The organism is Microvirga subterranea (assembly GCF_003350535.1).
In the GTDB taxonomy this organism is placed as follows: domain Bacteria; phylum Pseudomonadota; class Alphaproteobacteria; order Rhizobiales; family Beijerinckiaceae; genus Microvirga; species Microvirga subterranea.
In genome coordinates, this window is the sequence record NZ_QQBB01000003.1 from 151,417 (window position 1) to 168,740 (window position 17,324).

A 17,324-nucleotide genomic window follows, 5' to 3' on the forward strand; every position below is an offset into this window, starting at 1 on the left:
CGGCTCCTATCGGTTCGGCAGATGGCTCGCGAGCGCCTCGAGCACCGCCATGCGGACGGCGACGCCCATCTCGACCTGCTCGCGGATGAGGGACTGCGCCCCGTCGGCCACGTCGGACGAGATCTCGACGCCGCGGTTCATAGGCCCCGGATGCATCACGAGGGCATCCGGCTTGGCGTAGGAGAGCTTCTCCTGATCCAAGCCGTAGAAGCGGAAATACTCCTTCACGGACGGGACGAAGGAGCCGTTCATCCGCTCGCGCTGGAGGCGCAGCATCATGACGATGTCCGCGTCCTTGAGGCCCTCGCGCATGCTGGTGAAGGTCTCGAAGCCCAGCCGCTCGATCCCCGGCGGCATCAGGGTCGAGGGGGCCACGAGGCGCACCCTCGCGCCCATGGCGGCGAGGAGGATCATGTTGGAGCGCGCCACCCGCGAATGCAGGATGTCGCCGCAGATCGCCACCGTCAGACCCTCGATCCGGCCCTTGTTGCGGCGGATCGTGAGGGCGTCGAGCAATGCCTGGGTGGGGTGCTCATGCGCGCCGTCGCCCGCGTTGACCACCGAGCAATCGACCTTCTGGGCGAGCAGGTGGACGGCGCCGGCCGCGTGATGGCGCACGATGATCAGGTCCGGCCGCATGGCGTTCAGCGTAGCGGCCGTGTCGATCAGGGTCTCGCCCTTCTTCACCGAAGAGGAGGCGACCGACATGTTCATCACGTCGGCACCCAGGCGCTTGCCGGCGATCTCGAAGGAGGACTGGGTCCGGGTGGAGGGCTCGAAGAAGAGGTTGATCTGAGTGCGGCCCCGTAAGGTCGACTTCTTCTTCTCGACCTGCCGGCTCACCTCGACCTGCGCATCGGCCAAGTCGAGGAGCGCCTGGATATCCAGCGGGGACAACCCCTCGATTCCGAGCAGGTGGCGGTGGGGGAAAACGGATCGGGGCGTGTTCATCTTAAAGCGATGGCTATAGGCGCTCCGGATCGGAGCGGCAAGCATCGTCTGGCGTGGGGTACACCCACGCCATCGCGCGATTGACAGCCACTCGCCTTCGGGTCGGGTGACCTTAAGGCATTGGCCTCGTGGGAACCGGCGAGGAATAGCCCTTCGTGGTCAGGTTCTTGCACCAGGCGGGGCCGAGGGGCCGCGGCTCCATCGGGCAGGCGAAGCGGAAGCCCCAGACGAAGTCGGTCTGCACCGCGAGCACGTGCGGCGATTCCCGCTGACCGTTCCGGCCGAAGAACGCATTGACCGAGAACCAGGCCGGGTTCGGGGCTCCGTTCACGCTCTGCCCCAGGCCGGCATCGCTCATCTGATCGGTGAAGATTGCGAAGGCGGGTACGCCCTGGCGGTTCACGGTGGCCCGGGAATGGCAGGTCATGCAGGACGCGGTGTTGACGAAGCCGGCTTCGGTGACCGAGTTGCCGAGCCGGGTCGGCACGCCGGTGGAGGTCACGAAGTCGGTCTGCGTGCCCTTCAGCCGGTAGGACCGCCATGCCGCATCCGACAGGTCGGGCCGCCCCGTGCGGTTGATCCCCTGCCCGGTTCCGATCGAAGCCTCGGAGAACAGTGACGCCAGCGCCGGGCTGATCCGGGTGGAATCCGGATAAGGCTTCGCCAGATCGAAGGCGTCCACCTCCGCATCGTCCACGTTCAGCTTCTTGTTCGGGCCGATGAAATTGCTCGCCGAGGGCCCGAGACCGCCTGCGGGAGCCTCGCTCTCCGTCGTCAGGTAGCCGAAGCTGTCGTTGCAGCCCGTGAAGTCGCAGCGTCCCTGGTTGTTGACGTGCTCGAAGGTCGACCATGTCCAGTTCGGCACGTCCTTGCTGGAGACATGCATGGACAGGAGGATGTAGGGCTTGGCCGTTGGGGCTGCCGCGTCGCCGGGCTGCGGGCGCGACACAAGGTCCATCATGATGTACGGGGCCCGCGCGTCATTGGGATCGATGCCGACCTGGGCGGCCTTATCGACCGCAAGCCAGTTCGCCTTGACCATGACGGACGCGACGGGAAAGTCGATGCGCGCCAGCGGAGGCGGAGCGGGATGGGAGGCGGCCGGATCCGGCGCCGCCGCGTGACGGGGAGCGTAGGTGCCGAGCATCGCGACGTAGCTGTCGAAGACCCGGATCAGGCCCTCCGTGTGATAGAGCTCATTGTCGTAGACGTAATCCACCATCGGCTCGTTGCGGTAGACCAGTTCCTCCTGCAGCGCGCCGATCACCGGCGCCTTCAGCACCGCCGGCACGTCGGCCCAGCCGGCCTTGCTCTTCTGAAGCACGTCCGCCGCCTGATCGAGGCTCATCCTGTGAGCCGTGACGGGCGTGCGGACCTGATGGGCCGGAACGCCGGCGGTCGGCCCCGGATAGACCGGGCAGTGCTCGGGCGAGGCCTGGTTGGAGACCTCCACGGCCGGGCAGCAGCGATCCGCCGGGAGGCCCGGACGGCAGCGCGGCCAGGGATCGCTCGGCCAAACCTGGCGGTCCGTGGACCAGTCCTCCCAGAATTTCTGGCCGACCGCCCGGACGAACAGCGACCAGGCGAAGGCGTCGGGACAGGACATAGAGGGATTGGTGATCCCCTCTCCGAAGGTGACCCGCCCTTCCGCCCATGCGACGCGGCATTCCGGCGAGTCCCGCACGTCGGCCATCGGGAACATGGCGTAATCGATCTGGTCCGGGGGAGCGGACTCTCCGGCCTCGGCCCGCAGCGGAGAATTGGCCGCCATCATGGCCGCGGCCGCGATCGCGGCGAAAAGTAACCTGCTCATGGAACTGCCCCAAACCTCGTCCGGCGCATTCGCTGCGCCTCGCATCGAGGCTAGTGGGCCAATCTTGCCTATGCCTGCCCTCCTTGCCGGCTTGCCGTAGTGCCGGCCGGCCCTGCTCCTTTGGCCCAGAGGGTAGACCATAATTTCATTCATGTTGCCGGCTCATCAGGCACTAGCCTCGTAAACTCGCCTTGTGTCTCAGCTCGGAGCAGGTTTTTGCTCAATGAACAAGTCCACATTCGTCATCTGCTGCGTTGCGGCGATTAACGCCGCGCTCCTTGCTTTGGCCCTCTTCTTGTCGAGCCGGACAGGGATCGATCCGTCCTCCTTCTATGGTGATCCGAATGCTGTCGCGCGACAGTCCTTCGCCATGGGATTTCTATCGAACACTGGCGCGATCGCATGGATTTCCGCTGCCAGCATCTCGCTGTTCTCCTGGTGGCTCAGGCGATCCTTCGCAGCCGACGACCGGGACTCGTGGTCCCTGCTCCTGTTCGGACTGCTGACCGCATGGCTGGGCCTGGACGATCTCCTGATGTTCCACGACGGGCTGGCAGACCATCTCGGGATCTCGCAGCTGGCTTTCGTGAGCGTCGACGCGGTCATGGCGATGGCATGGGTGGCGACCGCCCTCCTCAGCCCCTCCCGATTCGGAAGCAATTCCCTCCTGCTGATCCTGGCCGTTGCCGGTCTGGGAGGCTCCCTGGTCATCGACCAGTCCATCGATGCCGAATTGCTGTATTTCCCGGGAGCATCGCTGATCGAGGACGTCGTGAAGCTGACGGGAATCATGTTCTGGGCCGCCTACGCGCTCAACCTTTCCCACGGCCACGTAGCGGCTCTTCTTCGTCGTGAAGCCCAGGTGGCGCCGGGTCCGGCACAGGCCGCGACCCCGGAGATCGTGGGTGTCCGGTCCGCCGACGCTTTGAGATAGGCTTCGACCGGGCGTATCCTCGGTTGCGGGCCAGCGTCCGAGTCCGGCCGAGGCAAGGAACGCAGCCCGACGCGAGGCGGCTCCTGCCCATGATCACGCACGAAGTCCTCAACCAGACGCCGTCCTTCGGGGACGTGAACCTCGTCACGTCCGATCAGCCCCTGCTCGACGCGCTGCGCGCCAACGGCGTGGAGGACCCGCAGGACCGCCTGCGGGATTTCGGAGCCGCCTGGGGCAGCGCCGAGCGGCTCGACCTCGGGCGCCTCGCAAACGAGAATCCGCCGAAGCTGCGCACCCACGACCCGCGGGGGATCCGGATCGATGCGGTCGAGTTTCATCCGGCCTATCACGCGCTGATGCGCGCCAGCATGGCCGACGGCCTCCATGCCTCCACCTGGGATAAGGCCGATCCTGCCCATCCGGTCGGCCGGGGGCATGTGGAGCGGGCGGCGCGGCTTTACACGGTTGCCGGCGTCGAGAGCGGCCATGTCTGCCCGATGACCATGACCCATGCCTCGGTGGCGGCCCTCGCCGCCGCGCCGAGCCGGCTCAAGGAATGGCTGCCGAAGATCCGATCGCGGGGCTACGATCCGCGTTTCATCCCCTTCTGGGAGAAGCATTCCGTCACCCTCGGCATGGGCATGACGGAGAAGCAGGGCGGAACGGACGTCCGGGCGAACACCACCCGGGCGAAGCCTGCGGCCGGGGACGAGTACGCGCTGACCGGCCACAAATGGTTCATGTCGGCCCCCATGTGCGATGCCTTCCTGGTGCTGGCCCAGGCGCCGGGCGGGCTCACCTGCTTCCTCGTCCCGCGGTTCCGGCCCGACGGTTCCCTCAACGCCCTGCGCCTCCAGCGCCTCAAGGACAAGTTGGGAAACAGGTCCAATGCCTCGTCGGAGGTCGAGTTCGACGAGGCCTTCGCCTGGCGGATCGGGGAAGAAGGACGCGGCGTGCGGACCATCATCAACATGGTCCAGCTCACCCGCCTCGACTGCGCAGTCGCCTCGGCGGGCCTCGTCCGGATGGGCCTCGTCCTCGCCCACCACCACGCCCGGCACCGGACCGTCTTCCAGAAGAAGCTCATCGACCAGCCGGCGATGCGGGCGGTGCTGGCGGACCTCGCGCTCGAGAGCGAGGCCATGACGGCCCTCGCCCTGCGGCTCGCCGCGAGCTTCGACCACGCGGCCGGGAACGAGCAGGAGGCGGCCTTCGCCCGCATCGTCACGCCGGCGGCGAAGTTCGGCATCTGCAAGGCTGCGCCAAATCTCCTCTACGAGGCCATGGAGGCGCTGGGCGGCAACGGCTACGTCGAGGAGGGCCCCCTGCCCCGGCTCTACCGCGAGGCTCCCGTCAACGCGATCTGGGAGGGGTCCGGCAACGTGATCGCCCTGGATCTCCTGCGGGCCGAGAGCCGGGAGCCGGCCGCGGCGGCCGGCGTCCTGGAGCGCCTCATGGCCGACGTGGCGAATCTTCCGGGCGCCTCGGAAGCCGCGCGAGACGTCATGTTGGCGCTGCAGTCGCCGGAGGCGGAGTCGAGGGCGCGCTTCGTGGCGGACCGCCTGTTCACGCTTGCGGCCACAGCCGCCCTCGCCAGCTCCGCGCCGGAGGAAATCACCCGGGCCTATGCGCTCACCCGGCTGGCGTCCCCCGTTCGGATGATCGGCGCCAACGATCTCGGTTCTGCCGCAAAACCCTTGCTGGATAGGGTTTTCGTCTCCATATAACAGAATTGCGGTAGGGTCCGATTTGACTTGTCCGCAATCATTGACCACTTATCCCGCCCCGCGGCCGTCATGACCTGATGGCCGCTCTCCCGTCATGACGTCGGGCATCCGCCCTCCAGTCGCCGTAGGAAGCCGTTCATGAAAGTCCTCGTCGTCGAGTCGCCTGCCAAGGCCAAGACGATCAACAAGTACCTGGGCAAGGACTACGAGGTCCTGGCCTCCTTCGGGCACATCCGCGATCTGCCCGCCAAGGACGGCTCGGTCGACCCGGAGGCGGACTTCCGCATGATCTGGACCCTGGAGGACCGGGGCTCGAAACGCGTCTCGGAAATTGCCAGGGCCCTCAAAGGGGCCGAGAAGCTCATTCTCGCCACCGACCCGGACCGCGAGGGCGAGGCCATCTCGTGGCACGTGGTCGAGGCTCTGCGCGAAAAGCGCGCCCTCAAGGATCTGCCGGTCGAGCGCGTGACCTTCAACGCCATCACGAAGGATGCGGTGCAGTCCGCCCTGCGCCAGCCGCGCCAGATCGACCAGGCCCTTGTCGACGCCTACATGGCCCGCCGGGCTCTGGACTACCTCGTCGGCTTCAACCTCTCACCGGTTCTGTGGCGCAAGCTGCCCGGAGCCCGGTCGGCCGGCCGCGTGCAGTCGGTGGCGCTCCGCCTCGTCTGCGACCGCGAGCTCGAGATCGAGACCTTCAAAAGCCAGGAATACTGGTCCCTGATCGCGACCCTCGCGACCCAGGAAGGGGGCGTGTTCGACGCGCGCCTCGTCGGCGCCGACGGCAAGAAGATCACCCGGCTCGACATCGGCAAGGGCGCGGAGGCTGAGGCCTTCAAGAAGGACCTGGAGCTCGCGACCTTCACGGTCGCCAATGTCGAGGCCAAGCCCGCCAAGCGTCACCCCTACCCGCCCTTCACCACCTCGACTCTGCAACAGGAGGCCTCCCGCAAGCTCGGGCTCGCGCCGGCGCAGACCATGCGAATCGCGCAGCGCCTCTACGAGGGCGTCGATATCGGCGGCGAAACGGTGGGCCTCATCACCTATATGCGGACCGACGGCGTCGACATGGCGCCGGAGGCGGTGCGGTCGGCCCGCAGCGTGATCGCCAAGGAGTACGGTGACCGCTACCTGCCGGACGTGCCGCGCAAGTACACCACCAAGGCCAAGAACGCCCAGGAGGCCCACGAGGCCATCCGCCCGACGGACATGGGCCGCCTGCCGAAGCACGTGGCCAAGTACCTGGAACCCGAACAGGCCCGGCTCTACGAGCTGATCTGGATCCGCACCGTGGCGAGCCAGATGGAATCGGCCCAGCTCGAGCGCACCACCGCCGACATCACCGCCATGGTCGGCCCGCGCAAGCTCGACCTTCGCGCCACCGGCCAGGTGGTGAAGTTCGACGGCTTCCTGACCCTCTACAACGAGAGCCGCGACGACGATCCGGACGAGGACGAAGGCCGCCTGCCGCCCATGAAGGCGGGCGATCCCCTGGAGCGGCGCCGCATCACCGCGAGCCAGCATTTCACCGAGCCGCCGCCGCGCTACTCGGAGGCCAGCCTCGTGAAGCGCATGGAGGAGCTCGGCATCGGCCGTCCCTCCACTTATGCTGCCGTGCTCCAGACCCTGCGCGACCGCGAATACGTCCGCATCGAGAAGAAGCGCCTCGTGCCCGAGGACAAGGGCCGGATCGTCACAGCCTTCCTGGAGAGCTTCTTCCGCCGCTACGTGGAATACGACTTCACGGCGGATCTGGAGGAGCAGCTCGACCGGATCTCGAACTCCGAGATCGATTGGAAGCAGGTGCTGCGCGACTTCTGGCGCGACTTCTCGGCCGCCATCGGCGGGACCAAGGAGCTGCGCACCACTGAGGTTCTCGACGCTCTCAACGAGCTTCTCGGGCCGCACATCTTCCCAGACAAGGGCGATGGCTCCAACCCGCGCACCTGCCCGACCTGCGGCACGGGCCAGCTCTCGCTCAAGCTCGGCAAGTTCGGCGCCTTCATCGGCTGCTCGAACTATCCCGAGTGCAAGTACACGCGCCAGCTCGCCGCCTCGGGCGCCGAAGGCGACGGCGAGGGTTCGAGCGAGAACGGAGGCACGCCGGGCGTGCGCGTCCTCGGCGACGATCCCGACACCGGCCAGCAGGTCACGCTCCGCGACGGCCGCTTCGGCCCCTTTGTCCAGCTCGGCGAGGGCGAGAAGCCGAAGCGCTCGTCCCTGCCCAAGGGATTGTCTCCCGCCCAAGTGGACTTGGAGAAGGCCCTGAAGCTGCTCGCCCTGCCCCGGCAGGTCGCGACCCATCCGGAGACCGGTGAGCCGATTTTGGCGAATATCGGCCGCTACGGGCCCTACGTGCAGCATGGCAAGACCTACGCCAACCTCGGCAAGGACGACGACGTCCTGGAGATCGGCGGGAACCGCGCCATCGACCTGATCGTCGCAAAGGAGAGCGGCGCCGGCGGCTTCCGCCGCGGCGCAGCCGATCCTGGACGTCCGCTCGGTGACGATCCCGAATCAGGCAAGCCCATCGTCGTGAAGGCCGGCCGCTTCGGCCCCTACGTCACGGACGGCGAGACCAACGCGACCCTGCCGAAGGCGACCTCGGCCGAGGCCGTCACGCTCGACGAGGCGATCGGACTGCTCATCGCTCGCCGGGCAGCCGGCGGATCGAAGAAGCCGGCCCGGGGCCGCAAGGCACCCGCCAAGAAGGCCGCGGCCAAGAAGGCGCCGGAGAAGGGTGCGACGAAGACCCCAGCGAAGAGGACCGCCGCCAAGAAGGCACCGGCCAAGAAGGCCGCAGCCAAGAAGACGGCCTCAAAGGCGGCGCAGTCAGGCTGATCCCGATGTCGGACTGGTGGCCCGCCTTCCATGCCGAGCATCGCGAAGAGATCGAGATGCTGGCGAGGCTCATCGTGGCGATGCTCTCGGGCATGGCGATCGGCTTGAACCGCGATCTCCACGGCAAGCCGATCGGCATGAGGACCCTGGGCCTTGTGTCGCTCAGCTCCGCCCTGGCGGTCATGTCCGGCTCCGCCTACGGGCACGCCCATTTCGAGGAGGACGCGGTCAGCCGCGTCATCCAGGGCATTCTGACGGGAATCGGCTTTCTGGGAGCCGGTGTGATCATTCGCCGGCAGGACAGTTCGGAAATCCAGGGCCTGACCACCGCCTCAACGGTATGGATGGCGGCCGCGCTCGGCGTGACGGCCGGCGTCGGCGCCTGGTTCATCACCATCGCCGGGAACGGACTGGCGCTGAGCCTGCTCGTGTTTGGGAAGCCCGTCGAACGCCAGCTGAACCACCTGTTGGGCGGCCGGCACGAAAATGCCGAGGACTAGAAGCTGAGCCAGAGCGCCAGGACGGCGATCACCGCCATCACGACCCACAGGAAGTTCGTTCCGTAGGATCGGCTTGCGGGGGCGACGGGGGCGGTGTCCGGCTCCTCGAAGGCGAAGGCCTCGCCGGCCGTGCGTGCCGCGCGGTTCAGGTGAAGCTGCTGCGCCGTTCCCAGGGTCGTCCGCGTCGTCACGATCGCTCTCCGTTAAGCTTGGGTTAGCCTAACCACCCAACGTGAACACTAGCTAAACAGTTCCTCATGACAGACGTAAGACATTCTTTAGGGGGAAGCTGAGCTGTTGGACCTACCCTTTCGATCCCCATCTTTTATCCCATGTGACTCCAGAACACGCTTTATGTTTCCGTTTTGTTCACGTATGAATTTGTGAATGAGATATGGTGTAAAGAAAACCGAATCACGACGAACCAAGGTCCCAATGACCGACAACGACGATCTCTTTGGGGGCAGCGGCGCTGCGTCCGCGAAACGCGCAGTTCCGGCTTCGGCCAGGGCGGCCGCCGTGAAAGTGTCCCGATCCGCACCGCCGCAGGGCACGCCCGGCGAGAGCGGCTATGACGCGTCCGCGATCGAGGTGCTGGAGGGGCTGGAGCCCGTCCGGCGCCGTCCGGGCATGTATATCGGCGGCACCGACGAGAAGGCCCTGCACCACCTCTTCGCCGAGGTGATCGACAACTCTATGGATGAGGCGGTCGCAGGCCATGCGACCTTCATCGAGGTGGAGCTGGAGGAAGGCGGCTGGCTGTCGGTCATGGACAACGGCCGCGGCATCCCGGTCGATCCGCACCCGAAATTTCCCAAGAAGTCCGCGCTCGAGGTCATCATGACCACGCTGCATGCGGGCGGTAAGTTCGACTCGAAGGTCTACGAAACCTCGGGCGGCCTGCACGGCGTCGGCGTCTCGGTGGTGAACGCGCTGTCCGAGACCCTCGAGGTCGAGGTGGCCCGCGGCCAGACGCTCTACCGCCAGATCTTCTCTCGCGGCGTCCCGCAGAACAAGCTGGAGACGGTCGGTCGCGTCCTCAACCGGCGTGGCACCAAGGTGCGCTTCAAGCCCGATCACCAGATCTTCGGCAAGGACGCCCATTTCCAGCCCCGCCGCCTGTTCAAGATGGCTCGCTCGAAGGCCTACCTGTTCGGCGGCGTCGAGATCCGCTGGAAATGCGCCCCCTCCCTGCTGGAGGGCGTCGAGAACGTCCCGGCCGAGGCGACCTTCAAGTTCCCGAACGGCCTGAAGGACTACTTGGCCCGCGACATCGAGGGCAAGGAGCTCGTCGCCGACCAGGTCTTCTCAGGCAAGATCACCAAGCCCGGCGGGCACGGCTCGCTCGAATGGGCGGTCGCCTGGATGGCAAACGAGGACGGGTTCTCCTCCTCGTACTGCAACACGATTCCGACCCCCGAGGGCGGAACGCACGAGAACGGCCTGCGCATCGCCCTGCTGCGCGGCCTGCGCGACCATGCAGAGCGCGTGAACCAGCAGAAGCGCATGGCGGCGGTGACCACCGACGACGTTATGGCGACCTGCGCGTCCATGCTGTCGGTCTTCATCCGCGAGCCGGAATTCCAGGGCCAGACCAAGGACAAGCTCGCGACCCTGGAGGCCGGCCGCATCGTCGAGGCCGCCATCCGCGACAGCTTCGACCACTGGCTCGCCGCCTCGCCGCAGCAGGCCAACAAGCTGCTCGACTGGGTGATCGACCGGGCCGAGGAGCGCCTGCGCCGGCGCCAGGAGAAGGAGGTCGCCCGCAAGACCGCGACCCGCAAGCTGCGCCTCCCGGGCAAGCTGGCGGACTGCTCCAATGCGGGAATGGCCGGTTCCGAGCTCTTCATCGTCGAGGGCGACTCGGCCGGCGGCTCCGCCAAGCAGGCCCGCGACCGCGCCACCCAGGCGGTGCTGCCCCTGCGCGGCAAGATTCTCAACGTGGCCTCGGCCGGGCGGGACAAGCTGCACCAGAACCAGCAGCTCTCGGACCTCGTCCAGGCGCTCGGCTGCGGCATGGGCTCCCAGTACAGGGACGCGGATCTCCGCTACGACAAGGTCATCATCATGACCGACGCGGACGTGGACGGGGCCCACATCGCCTCCCTGCTCATCACCTTCTTCTACCGGCAGATGCCCCGCCTGATCGATGCAGGGCACCTCTACCTCGCAGTCCCGCCTCTCTACCGGCTGACGCAGGGGTCGAAGTCGGCTTACGCCCGCGACGACGCGGACCGGGAGCGCCTCCTGAAAACGGTGTTCAAGGGCAGTGGCAAGGTCGAGATCGGCCGCTTCAAAGGCCTCGGCGAGATGCTGCCGGCACAGCTGAAGGAGACCACCATGGACCCGAGGAAGCGCCTGCTCCTGAAGGTGGTGGTCGAGGCCGACGACCGGCCCGAGACCGGCGATGCGGTCGAGCGGCTCATGGGCAACAAGCCCGAGGCCCGCTTCACCTTCATCCAGGAACGCGCCGCCTTCGCGGACGAGGCGGATCTGGATATTTGACCGGGTCAGGCCCAGCACTCCGTCATTCCGGGCCCTTCTTCAGAACCCCGGAATGACGAGCAGGCGAGCCCTCGAAATTTTTTGAAAAATTTTTCAAAACCGCCGGAACCTTCATCCTGGCTCCCCGTTAACAGGCATCACCGGCTCATTCTGCCCCCACGGGCCGGTCCCTTGAAAGGCTCCGTCAGCGGGGCCTTTTTTTTGTCTTGTGGTGGCCGTCCGCTCGAAGATGGATCCAGACCTGAGCTTCGCGCGTCGTCTCGGCAGCATGGGCAGGCACTGGCCACGGCCCCGCTTGCATGCGACAAGTCATCACGACCCTTCAACGAGTTAGGCCCTTGGCGAAACGTACGAAAGCCTCCGTCTCCGCCCTTCCCTCCCGGGAGGATATCGTCGCCTTCATCAGCAACGCCTCCGGCAAGGTCGCCAAGCGCGACATCGCCAAGGCGTTCAATATCAAGGGCGGCGACCGGATCTGGCTCAAGCAGATGCTGAAGGACCTGGAGATCGAGGGCGTCGTGGACCGGCGCCGCAAGGTCGTCCACAAGGCCGGACAGCTTCCGCCCGTGGTCCTGGCCGACATCACCAAGCGGGACCGGGACGGCGAGTTGATCGCCGTGCCGACCGAGTGGGACGTCGAGGAGCACGGCCCGATCCCGACGATCATCATCATGCCCCACCGCAAGCCGCGGCCGGGCATGCCCGTGGCGGGCGTCGGCGACCGGGCCCTGCTGCGGGTCGATCCGCTGAAGGACACCGACGTCCACCGCTATGCCGGCCGGGTCACCAAGATCATCGCCAAGAAGCAGGCTCAGGTCCTCGGCATCTTCCGGGCCCTGCCCGAAGGCGGCGGACGGCTCGTGCCCGTGGAGAAAAAGGCGCGCGAGCAGGAGCTCGAGATCAGGCCCGGCGACGAGAACGGTGCGCAGGACGGCGACCTCGTCGCTACCTCCGTGGTCAAGCACGGCCGGTTCGGGTTGCCCCACGCCAAGGTCCAGGAGCGGCTCGGCTCGGTCAAGTCCGAGAAGGCCATCAGCCTGATCGCGATCTACGCCCATAACATTCCGAACGCCTTCCCGCCCGACGTCCTGGCCGACGCCGAGAAGGCGCAGCCCGCCACTCTGGCGGGCCGCGAGGACTGGCGCGACGTCCCCCTCGTCACCATCGATCCGCCCGACGCCAAGGACCACGATGACGCCGTCCATGCGGTGCGGGACGAGGATCCGAACAACCAGGGGGGCTTCATCGTCACGGTGGCGATCGCCGACGTGGCCGCTTACGTGCGCCCCGGCTCCGCTCTCGACCGCGAGGCGCAGGAGCGGGGCAATTCGGTCTATTTCCCGGATCGGGTCGTGCCGATGCTGCCGGAGCGGATCTCGAACGACCTCTGCTCCCTGCGTCCCCATCAGCCCCGCCCGGCCCTCGCGGTCCGGATGGTGATCGGCCCGGATGGGCGCAAGAAGAGCCACGCGTTCCACCGGGTGATGATGCGCTCGGACGCGAAGCTCTCGTACCAGCAGGCGCAGGCCGCCATCGACGGCCGGCCCGACGAGATCACGCGGCCGATCCTCGATTCGATCCTGAAGCCCCTCTGGGCTGCCTACGAGACCGTGAAGAAGGCCCGCAACGTGCGCGAACCGCTGGACCTCGACCTGCCGGAGCGCAAGATCGTGCTCAAGCCTGACGGCACCGTCGACCGAGTCTTCGTGCCCGAGCGGCTCGAAGCGCACCGGCTCATCGAGGAGTTCATGATCCTCGCCAACGTGGCGGCGGCAGAGACCTTGGAGAAAGCGGAGAGCGACCTCATCTACCGCGTCCACGACGAGCCATCTCTCGAGAAGATGCGCTCCCTGAGCGAGGTGCTCGCCTCGATCGGCCTGAAACTGCCGACACAGGGCGCCCTGAAACCGGAGCTGTTCAACCGAATCCTGCGCAGCGTCGAGGGCTCCGAGCACCAGCTCTTCATCAACGAGGTCGTGCTGCGCTCGCAGTCGCAGGCGGAATACTCGGCAGAGAATTACGGCCATTTCGGCCTCAACCTGAGGCGCTACGCCCATTTCACTTCGCCGATCCGCCGGTACGCGGATCTCATCGTCCACCGGGCGCTCATCACGGCCCTGAAGCTCGGGAAGGACGGGCTGCCCCCGGATACGACGCGCGCGGAGCTCATCGAGATCAGCGCCCGCATCTCGGCCGCGGAGCGGCGCGCCATGGCGGCGGAGCGCGAGACCATCGATCGGCTCATCGCGCATTTCCTCGCGGACCGGATCGGCGCGAGCTTCAACGGCCAGATCTCGGGCGTCACGAAGGCCGGGCTGTTCATCAAGCTCGAGGAGACGGGCGCCGACGGCTTCGTGCCCGCCGCCACCATCGGGTCCGATTACTACGCCTTCGACGAGCGCACCCATTCCATGCGCGGCGAGCGCACCGGCGAGACCTATCGCCTCGGCGACAAGGTGGAGGTGAAGCTGGTAGAAGCGGCTCCCGTAGCCGGAGCGCTGCGCTTCGAGCTTCTCACTAAGGGCCGCTACAGCGGCAGGGGTGCAGGAGGCAAGAAGGGCGGGAAGAAGGCTCGCGGTGGTCCCAAAGCCGGCCGTGACAGCCGCCGCCCGTCGCCGAAGGTGAGGGTCAAGCGCAAGAGCCCTGCGCGATAGGAACCGACGATGCCTTATTCAGCAGAACCCGCAGAGCGCCTAGCACCTGACACGGCCCCTCGCCTTTCGGCCGTCACGGCCATGGCCCGCGGCTTCATCGGCCGCTGCCCGAACTGCGGCAAGGGCCGCCTGTTCGGCCGCTTCCTGAAGGTGGCGGACCACTGCGATTCCTGCGGGATGGAGCTCCACCATCACCGGGCGGACGACTTTCCGCCCTACATCGTCATGTTCATCGTCGGCCATCTGGTCGGCTACGGCATCCTCATGACCGAGACGAAGATGGATGTGCCCATGTGGTTTCACCTGGCGCTCTGGCCCGCCCTGACGCTCGTCCTGTGCCTCGCCCTCCTCCAGCCGGTAAAAGGCGCTGTCGTCGGGCTGCAATACGCGCTAGGCATGCACGGCTTCGGCGCGGCGCGCGCCCATGCGGAAGGACGAGACAGGGAGACCGGGCGTGACGGAGATGCAGGCGCTGATGGAAAGGCTGGACCGGCACGCATCCATAGCGCGCGATCCTAACGCTCCGACTCTCCGCCCGGCCGATGCCGCCACACTCATCGTCATCGACCGCAAGGGCCGCCACCCCAAGGTGCTCATGGGCAAACGCCATGAGGGCCACAAGTTCATGCCGGGCAAGTTCGTGTTTCCGGGTGGGCGCATCGAGGCTCCCGACCGATCCATGTCGGTCGTCGGCACTCTCCACCCCCGTGCCGAGCAGACCCTCATGGCCCGGGTCACGCGCCCCTCGCCCCAGCGCAGCCGCGCCCTGGCCCTCGCGGCCATTCGCGAGACCTTCGAGGAGACCGGACTCCTTCTCGGCACGAAGGATTACGGTGCCCCCGAGAAGGCTCCTGCGGGAGCCTGGGCGTCGTTCCAGGAGCGCGGAGTGTTCCCGGACCTCGAAGCCCTTCAGGTGGTCGGCCGCGCCATCACGCCGCCCGGGCGGGTCAAGCGCTTCGACACCCGCTTCTTCGCCGTCGACCGGACTGCCATCGCGGACGAGGTGGAGGGCGTGGTCGGTCCCCAGTCCGAACTGGTGGAACTGACCTGGGTCACCATCGACAAGGCCCTGGCCCTCGACCTGCCCCCGATCACCGCAGTGCTCCTGGGGGAGCTGCGCGCCCGGATCGACGCCGGCTTCTTTCCCGAACTGCCGGTCCCGTTCTTCCACCAGAAGCGCGGCCGCTTCGTTCGGGAGCTGCTCTGAGCCTCGACGCGGCATGAACGATCAGCGTCCCCATTACCGGACTTCGCCCTGAAAGAGGCCGCCGATCCTTCATGTCAGGCCGTCAGATGACGCGGAAGTCGTCCGCTGTCAGCTTCAGGTTTTTCGACAGGCTTGCGATCTCGACGGCAGCCTTCGCGCCGGAGCCATCCTCGTCGTAATAAAGCTTGGCCTTTCTCGGATCGTAGAACACGTAGTCGTTCTTGTCCTTGGCGTGGCTGCCGACCGTGAAGAAATTCTTGTTCAGCGCAGCCGGGCCACCCTCGCTCCCCTTGGAGCCAAGCTTCTTGAAGATCTTGTTCTCGAGCCAGATCGTGTCGTTGGCCGCATCGAAGTCGGTGACCTTGTCGACGGACCTCTTGTCGAGCTTGGTGCTGAACACGAACGTGTCCCGACCGTCACCACCGGCCAGAACATCCTTGCCGAGGCCACTCCAGAGCACGTCATTACCGCCGCCGCCGCTAAGGCGGTCATTGCCGGAGAGCCCCATGATGATTTCGTTTGAGGCACGGCCGGTGATCGTGTCGCCCTTGCCCGTACCGTTGATCCGAACGAGATCATCTGACGCGAATGCAAGAGCACCCAACGCAACGAATTGATCGAGCGACAGCGTAACCGCGTTGTCTCGGGCATCGAGAGAATCCACGCCCTTAGCCACGAGGGCCGCAACATCGCTGGCCGTGAGGCTGCTCAGGGCCGCGCCGGCATCTGCAACGGCGATCGCGTCGCCGGAATTCAAGCCGATGCCTCCGAGAGCCTGGATCTGCGCCATGGAAAGCGCCAGAACGTCGTTGCTTGCGTCGAGCGCAGTCACCCCTTGCGCCGCCAGTGCCTGGATTTGAGGTGCCGACAGAGCCGCGATGGTCGAACCGTTGTCCGAGATGGCAATCGCGTCCCCGCTTTGCGTCGGAGCCTGCCCGAGAGCGCTGGCCTGTGCGATCGATAGGATCACGGCGTTGCCGCTGGCATCAATGAGATCGACGCCCTGAGCGATCAAAGCAGAAATCTGCGTTGCGCTCAACGCGGCGATGTTGGCGCCTGCATCGCGCACGGTGACATTGTCCCCCGCGGCGAAAGTGACACCGTTTCCGGCCAGAGCGGCAGCCTGAGCGGCATTCAACACGACGGGATCGACGGCATCGAACATGTCGACGCCCTTGGCGCCGAGCGCCGCGATCTGGGCAGGGCTTAGCTCGTTGATCGGGCCCGTCACTATGACGTTGCTGCCGGCAGAGTAGCCGATAGCAGACTCGGCCAAGGTTACGGCCTGCGTCAGGGTGAGGTTGACTGCATCGATGGCGTGCAGATAGTCCACGCCGCGGGCGGCATAATTGTCCATCATCGTGGACGAGAGCACCGCGAAGTCGTTCGAGCTCCCCGTCACGGTAATCTCGTCGCTTGCCACGAACTTCACTGCGGCATCGATGCTGTTGAGCTGGTCGAGGGTGAGCGTGAGCGCCCCTCCGGTCACGTCGATGGCGACAACGCCCTGGCTGGCGAGAGCGCTGCATTGGGCGCTCGTGAGAGCCTTGATGTTGTCGGCCGTGTCCACAAGGGTCACCTTGTCATCGGACCAGAATCCGTTGCCGACAGCATTCATGTTCGATGCGGCGAGCAACTGACCGACGGAGAGGGAAATCTGGTTGTCGCTAACGTCGAAGGCCCGGACCTGCTTTCCGGCCCGGCCCAAGGCGTCAATCTGCTCCGATGTCAGGCTGGCGATATTTGCGGCCGTATCGGCAATGACCACGACCGAGCCGAGATTGAACGACATCCCCGTCGCCAGAAGCGCGCGGGCCTGCTCCACGTTCCACCTGAGGATGCTCCCGCTCGTTGTATCGTTCTGCACGCTGAAGACGTCGATCTTGTACTGGTCCAGCGACGCGATCTGGCCGACCGTGAGATTCCTGAAATTGGTGACCGTGTCGATCACCGTGATGACGGAGCCGGGGCTATATGCACCGTGGTTGAGGGCTTGCTGGATGGTTACGTTCTCGTTTGCCATCGTGTCACTCCTGAAAGATTCTCGGCTCGGAGGCCGGTGGAATCGGGATCCGTCAAATATTCAGGATGATATCTAGCGTCTTGTCGACGACGTATACTCCCTAAACAGGGAGGAAAGACAGTTGATGTGCGTCATCGCACTAGAAGATGAGATTGGATCTCACGCAAAT

The 17,324-nt window shown here is 66.1% G+C and carries 12 protein-coding genes; 8 read left to right on the forward strand and 4 right to left on the reverse strand.

What is annotated here, in order from left to right; all coding sequences use genetic code 11:
• Positions 1 to 6 precede the first annotated feature (6 nt).
• A complete protein-coding gene (locus tag DES45_RS08825; RefSeq protein WP_114769627.1) occupies positions 7 to 951 on the reverse strand; it encodes an aspartate carbamoyltransferase catalytic subunit in 945 nt (314 codons plus the stop codon).
• Between the two features lie 112 nt (positions 952 to 1,063).
• Complete coding sequence (locus DES45_RS08830) at positions 1,064 to 2,764, reverse strand: hypothetical protein (protein WP_147282370.1); 1,701 nt, start codon at positions 2,762 to 2,764, stop codon at positions 1,064 to 1,066.
• Positions 2,765 to 2,987: 223 nt separating this feature from the next.
• On the opposite strand from DES45_RS08830, the gene DES45_RS08835 reads away from it, so the two are divergent.
• The 4 genes from DES45_RS08835 to DES45_RS08850 all read left to right on the forward strand — a co-directional run bounded on the left by DES45_RS08835 (position 2,988) and on the right by DES45_RS08850 (position 8,766).
• Entirely contained in the window at positions 2,988 to 3,698 is a 711-nt protein-coding gene (locus DES45_RS08835; RefSeq protein ID WP_114769629.1) for a hypothetical protein, read from the forward strand.
• An 89-nt stretch (positions 3,699 to 3,787) separates the two neighbouring features.
• Positions 3,788 to 5,425 (forward strand): acyl-CoA dehydrogenase family protein, encoded by a 1,638-nt coding sequence (locus DES45_RS08840; protein ID WP_114769630.1) that lies wholly within the window; start codon positions 3,788 to 3,790, stop codon positions 5,423 to 5,425.
• Between the two features lie 138 nt (positions 5,426 to 5,563).
• On the forward strand, positions 5,564 to 8,266 hold the full coding sequence (topA, locus tag DES45_RS08845; RefSeq protein ID WP_114769631.1) for a type I DNA topoisomerase: 2,703 nt from the start codon (positions 5,564 to 5,566) through the stop codon (positions 8,264 to 8,266).
• A gap of 5 nt (positions 8,267 to 8,271) precedes the next feature.
• On the forward strand, positions 8,272 to 8,766 hold the full coding sequence (locus DES45_RS08850; protein ID WP_114769632.1) for an MgtC/SapB family protein: 495 nt from the start codon (positions 8,272 to 8,274) through the stop codon (positions 8,764 to 8,766).
• Here the strand turns inward: DES45_RS08850 and DES45_RS08855 are convergent.
• Positions 8,763 to 8,957: a hypothetical protein gene (locus DES45_RS08855; RefSeq protein WP_114769633.1), complete on the reverse strand. Its 195-nt coding sequence runs from the start codon at positions 8,955 to 8,957 to the stop codon at positions 8,763 to 8,765. The two genes, DES45_RS08850 and DES45_RS08855, sit on opposite strands and share 4 nt — an antisense overlap.
• 244 nt (positions 8,958 to 9,201) lie before the next feature.
• Between DES45_RS08855 and parE the strand changes: the two genes are divergently transcribed.
• The 4 genes from parE (at position 9,202) to DES45_RS08875 (ending at position 15,132) form a co-directional block, all read left to right on the forward strand.
• The gene (parE, locus tag DES45_RS08860; RefSeq protein WP_114769634.1) at positions 9,202 to 11,271 is read left to right on the forward strand and encodes a DNA topoisomerase IV subunit B; all 2,070 of its coding nucleotides are present in this window, start codon (positions 9,202 to 9,204) and stop codon (positions 11,269 to 11,271) included.
• Positions 11,272 to 11,609: 338 nt separating this feature from the next.
• Entirely contained in the window at positions 11,610 to 13,925 is a 2,316-nt protein-coding gene (gene rnr, locus DES45_RS08865) for a ribonuclease R (RefSeq protein WP_245571632.1), read from the forward strand.
• Positions 13,926 to 13,934: 9 nt separating this feature from the next.
• Positions 13,935 to 14,444: a DUF983 domain-containing protein gene (locus tag DES45_RS08870; RefSeq protein WP_425374275.1), complete on the forward strand. Its 510-nt coding sequence runs from the start codon at positions 13,935 to 13,937 to the stop codon at positions 14,442 to 14,444.
• Complete coding sequence (locus DES45_RS08875) at positions 14,389 to 15,132, forward strand: NUDIX hydrolase (protein ID WP_114769637.1); 744 nt, start codon at positions 14,389 to 14,391, stop codon at positions 15,130 to 15,132. The genes DES45_RS08870 and DES45_RS08875 overlap by 56 nt, the downstream gene beginning before the upstream one ends.
• Before the next feature lie 82 nt (positions 15,133 to 15,214).
• Here the strand turns inward: DES45_RS08875 and DES45_RS26015 are convergent, their stop codons facing one another.
• The gene (locus tag DES45_RS26015; protein WP_170151435.1) at positions 15,215 to 17,155 is read right to left on the reverse strand and encodes a calcium-binding protein; all 1,941 of its coding nucleotides are present in this window, start codon (positions 17,153 to 17,155) and stop codon (positions 15,215 to 15,217) included.
• Between the last annotated feature and the right edge of the window lie 169 nt (positions 17,156 to 17,324).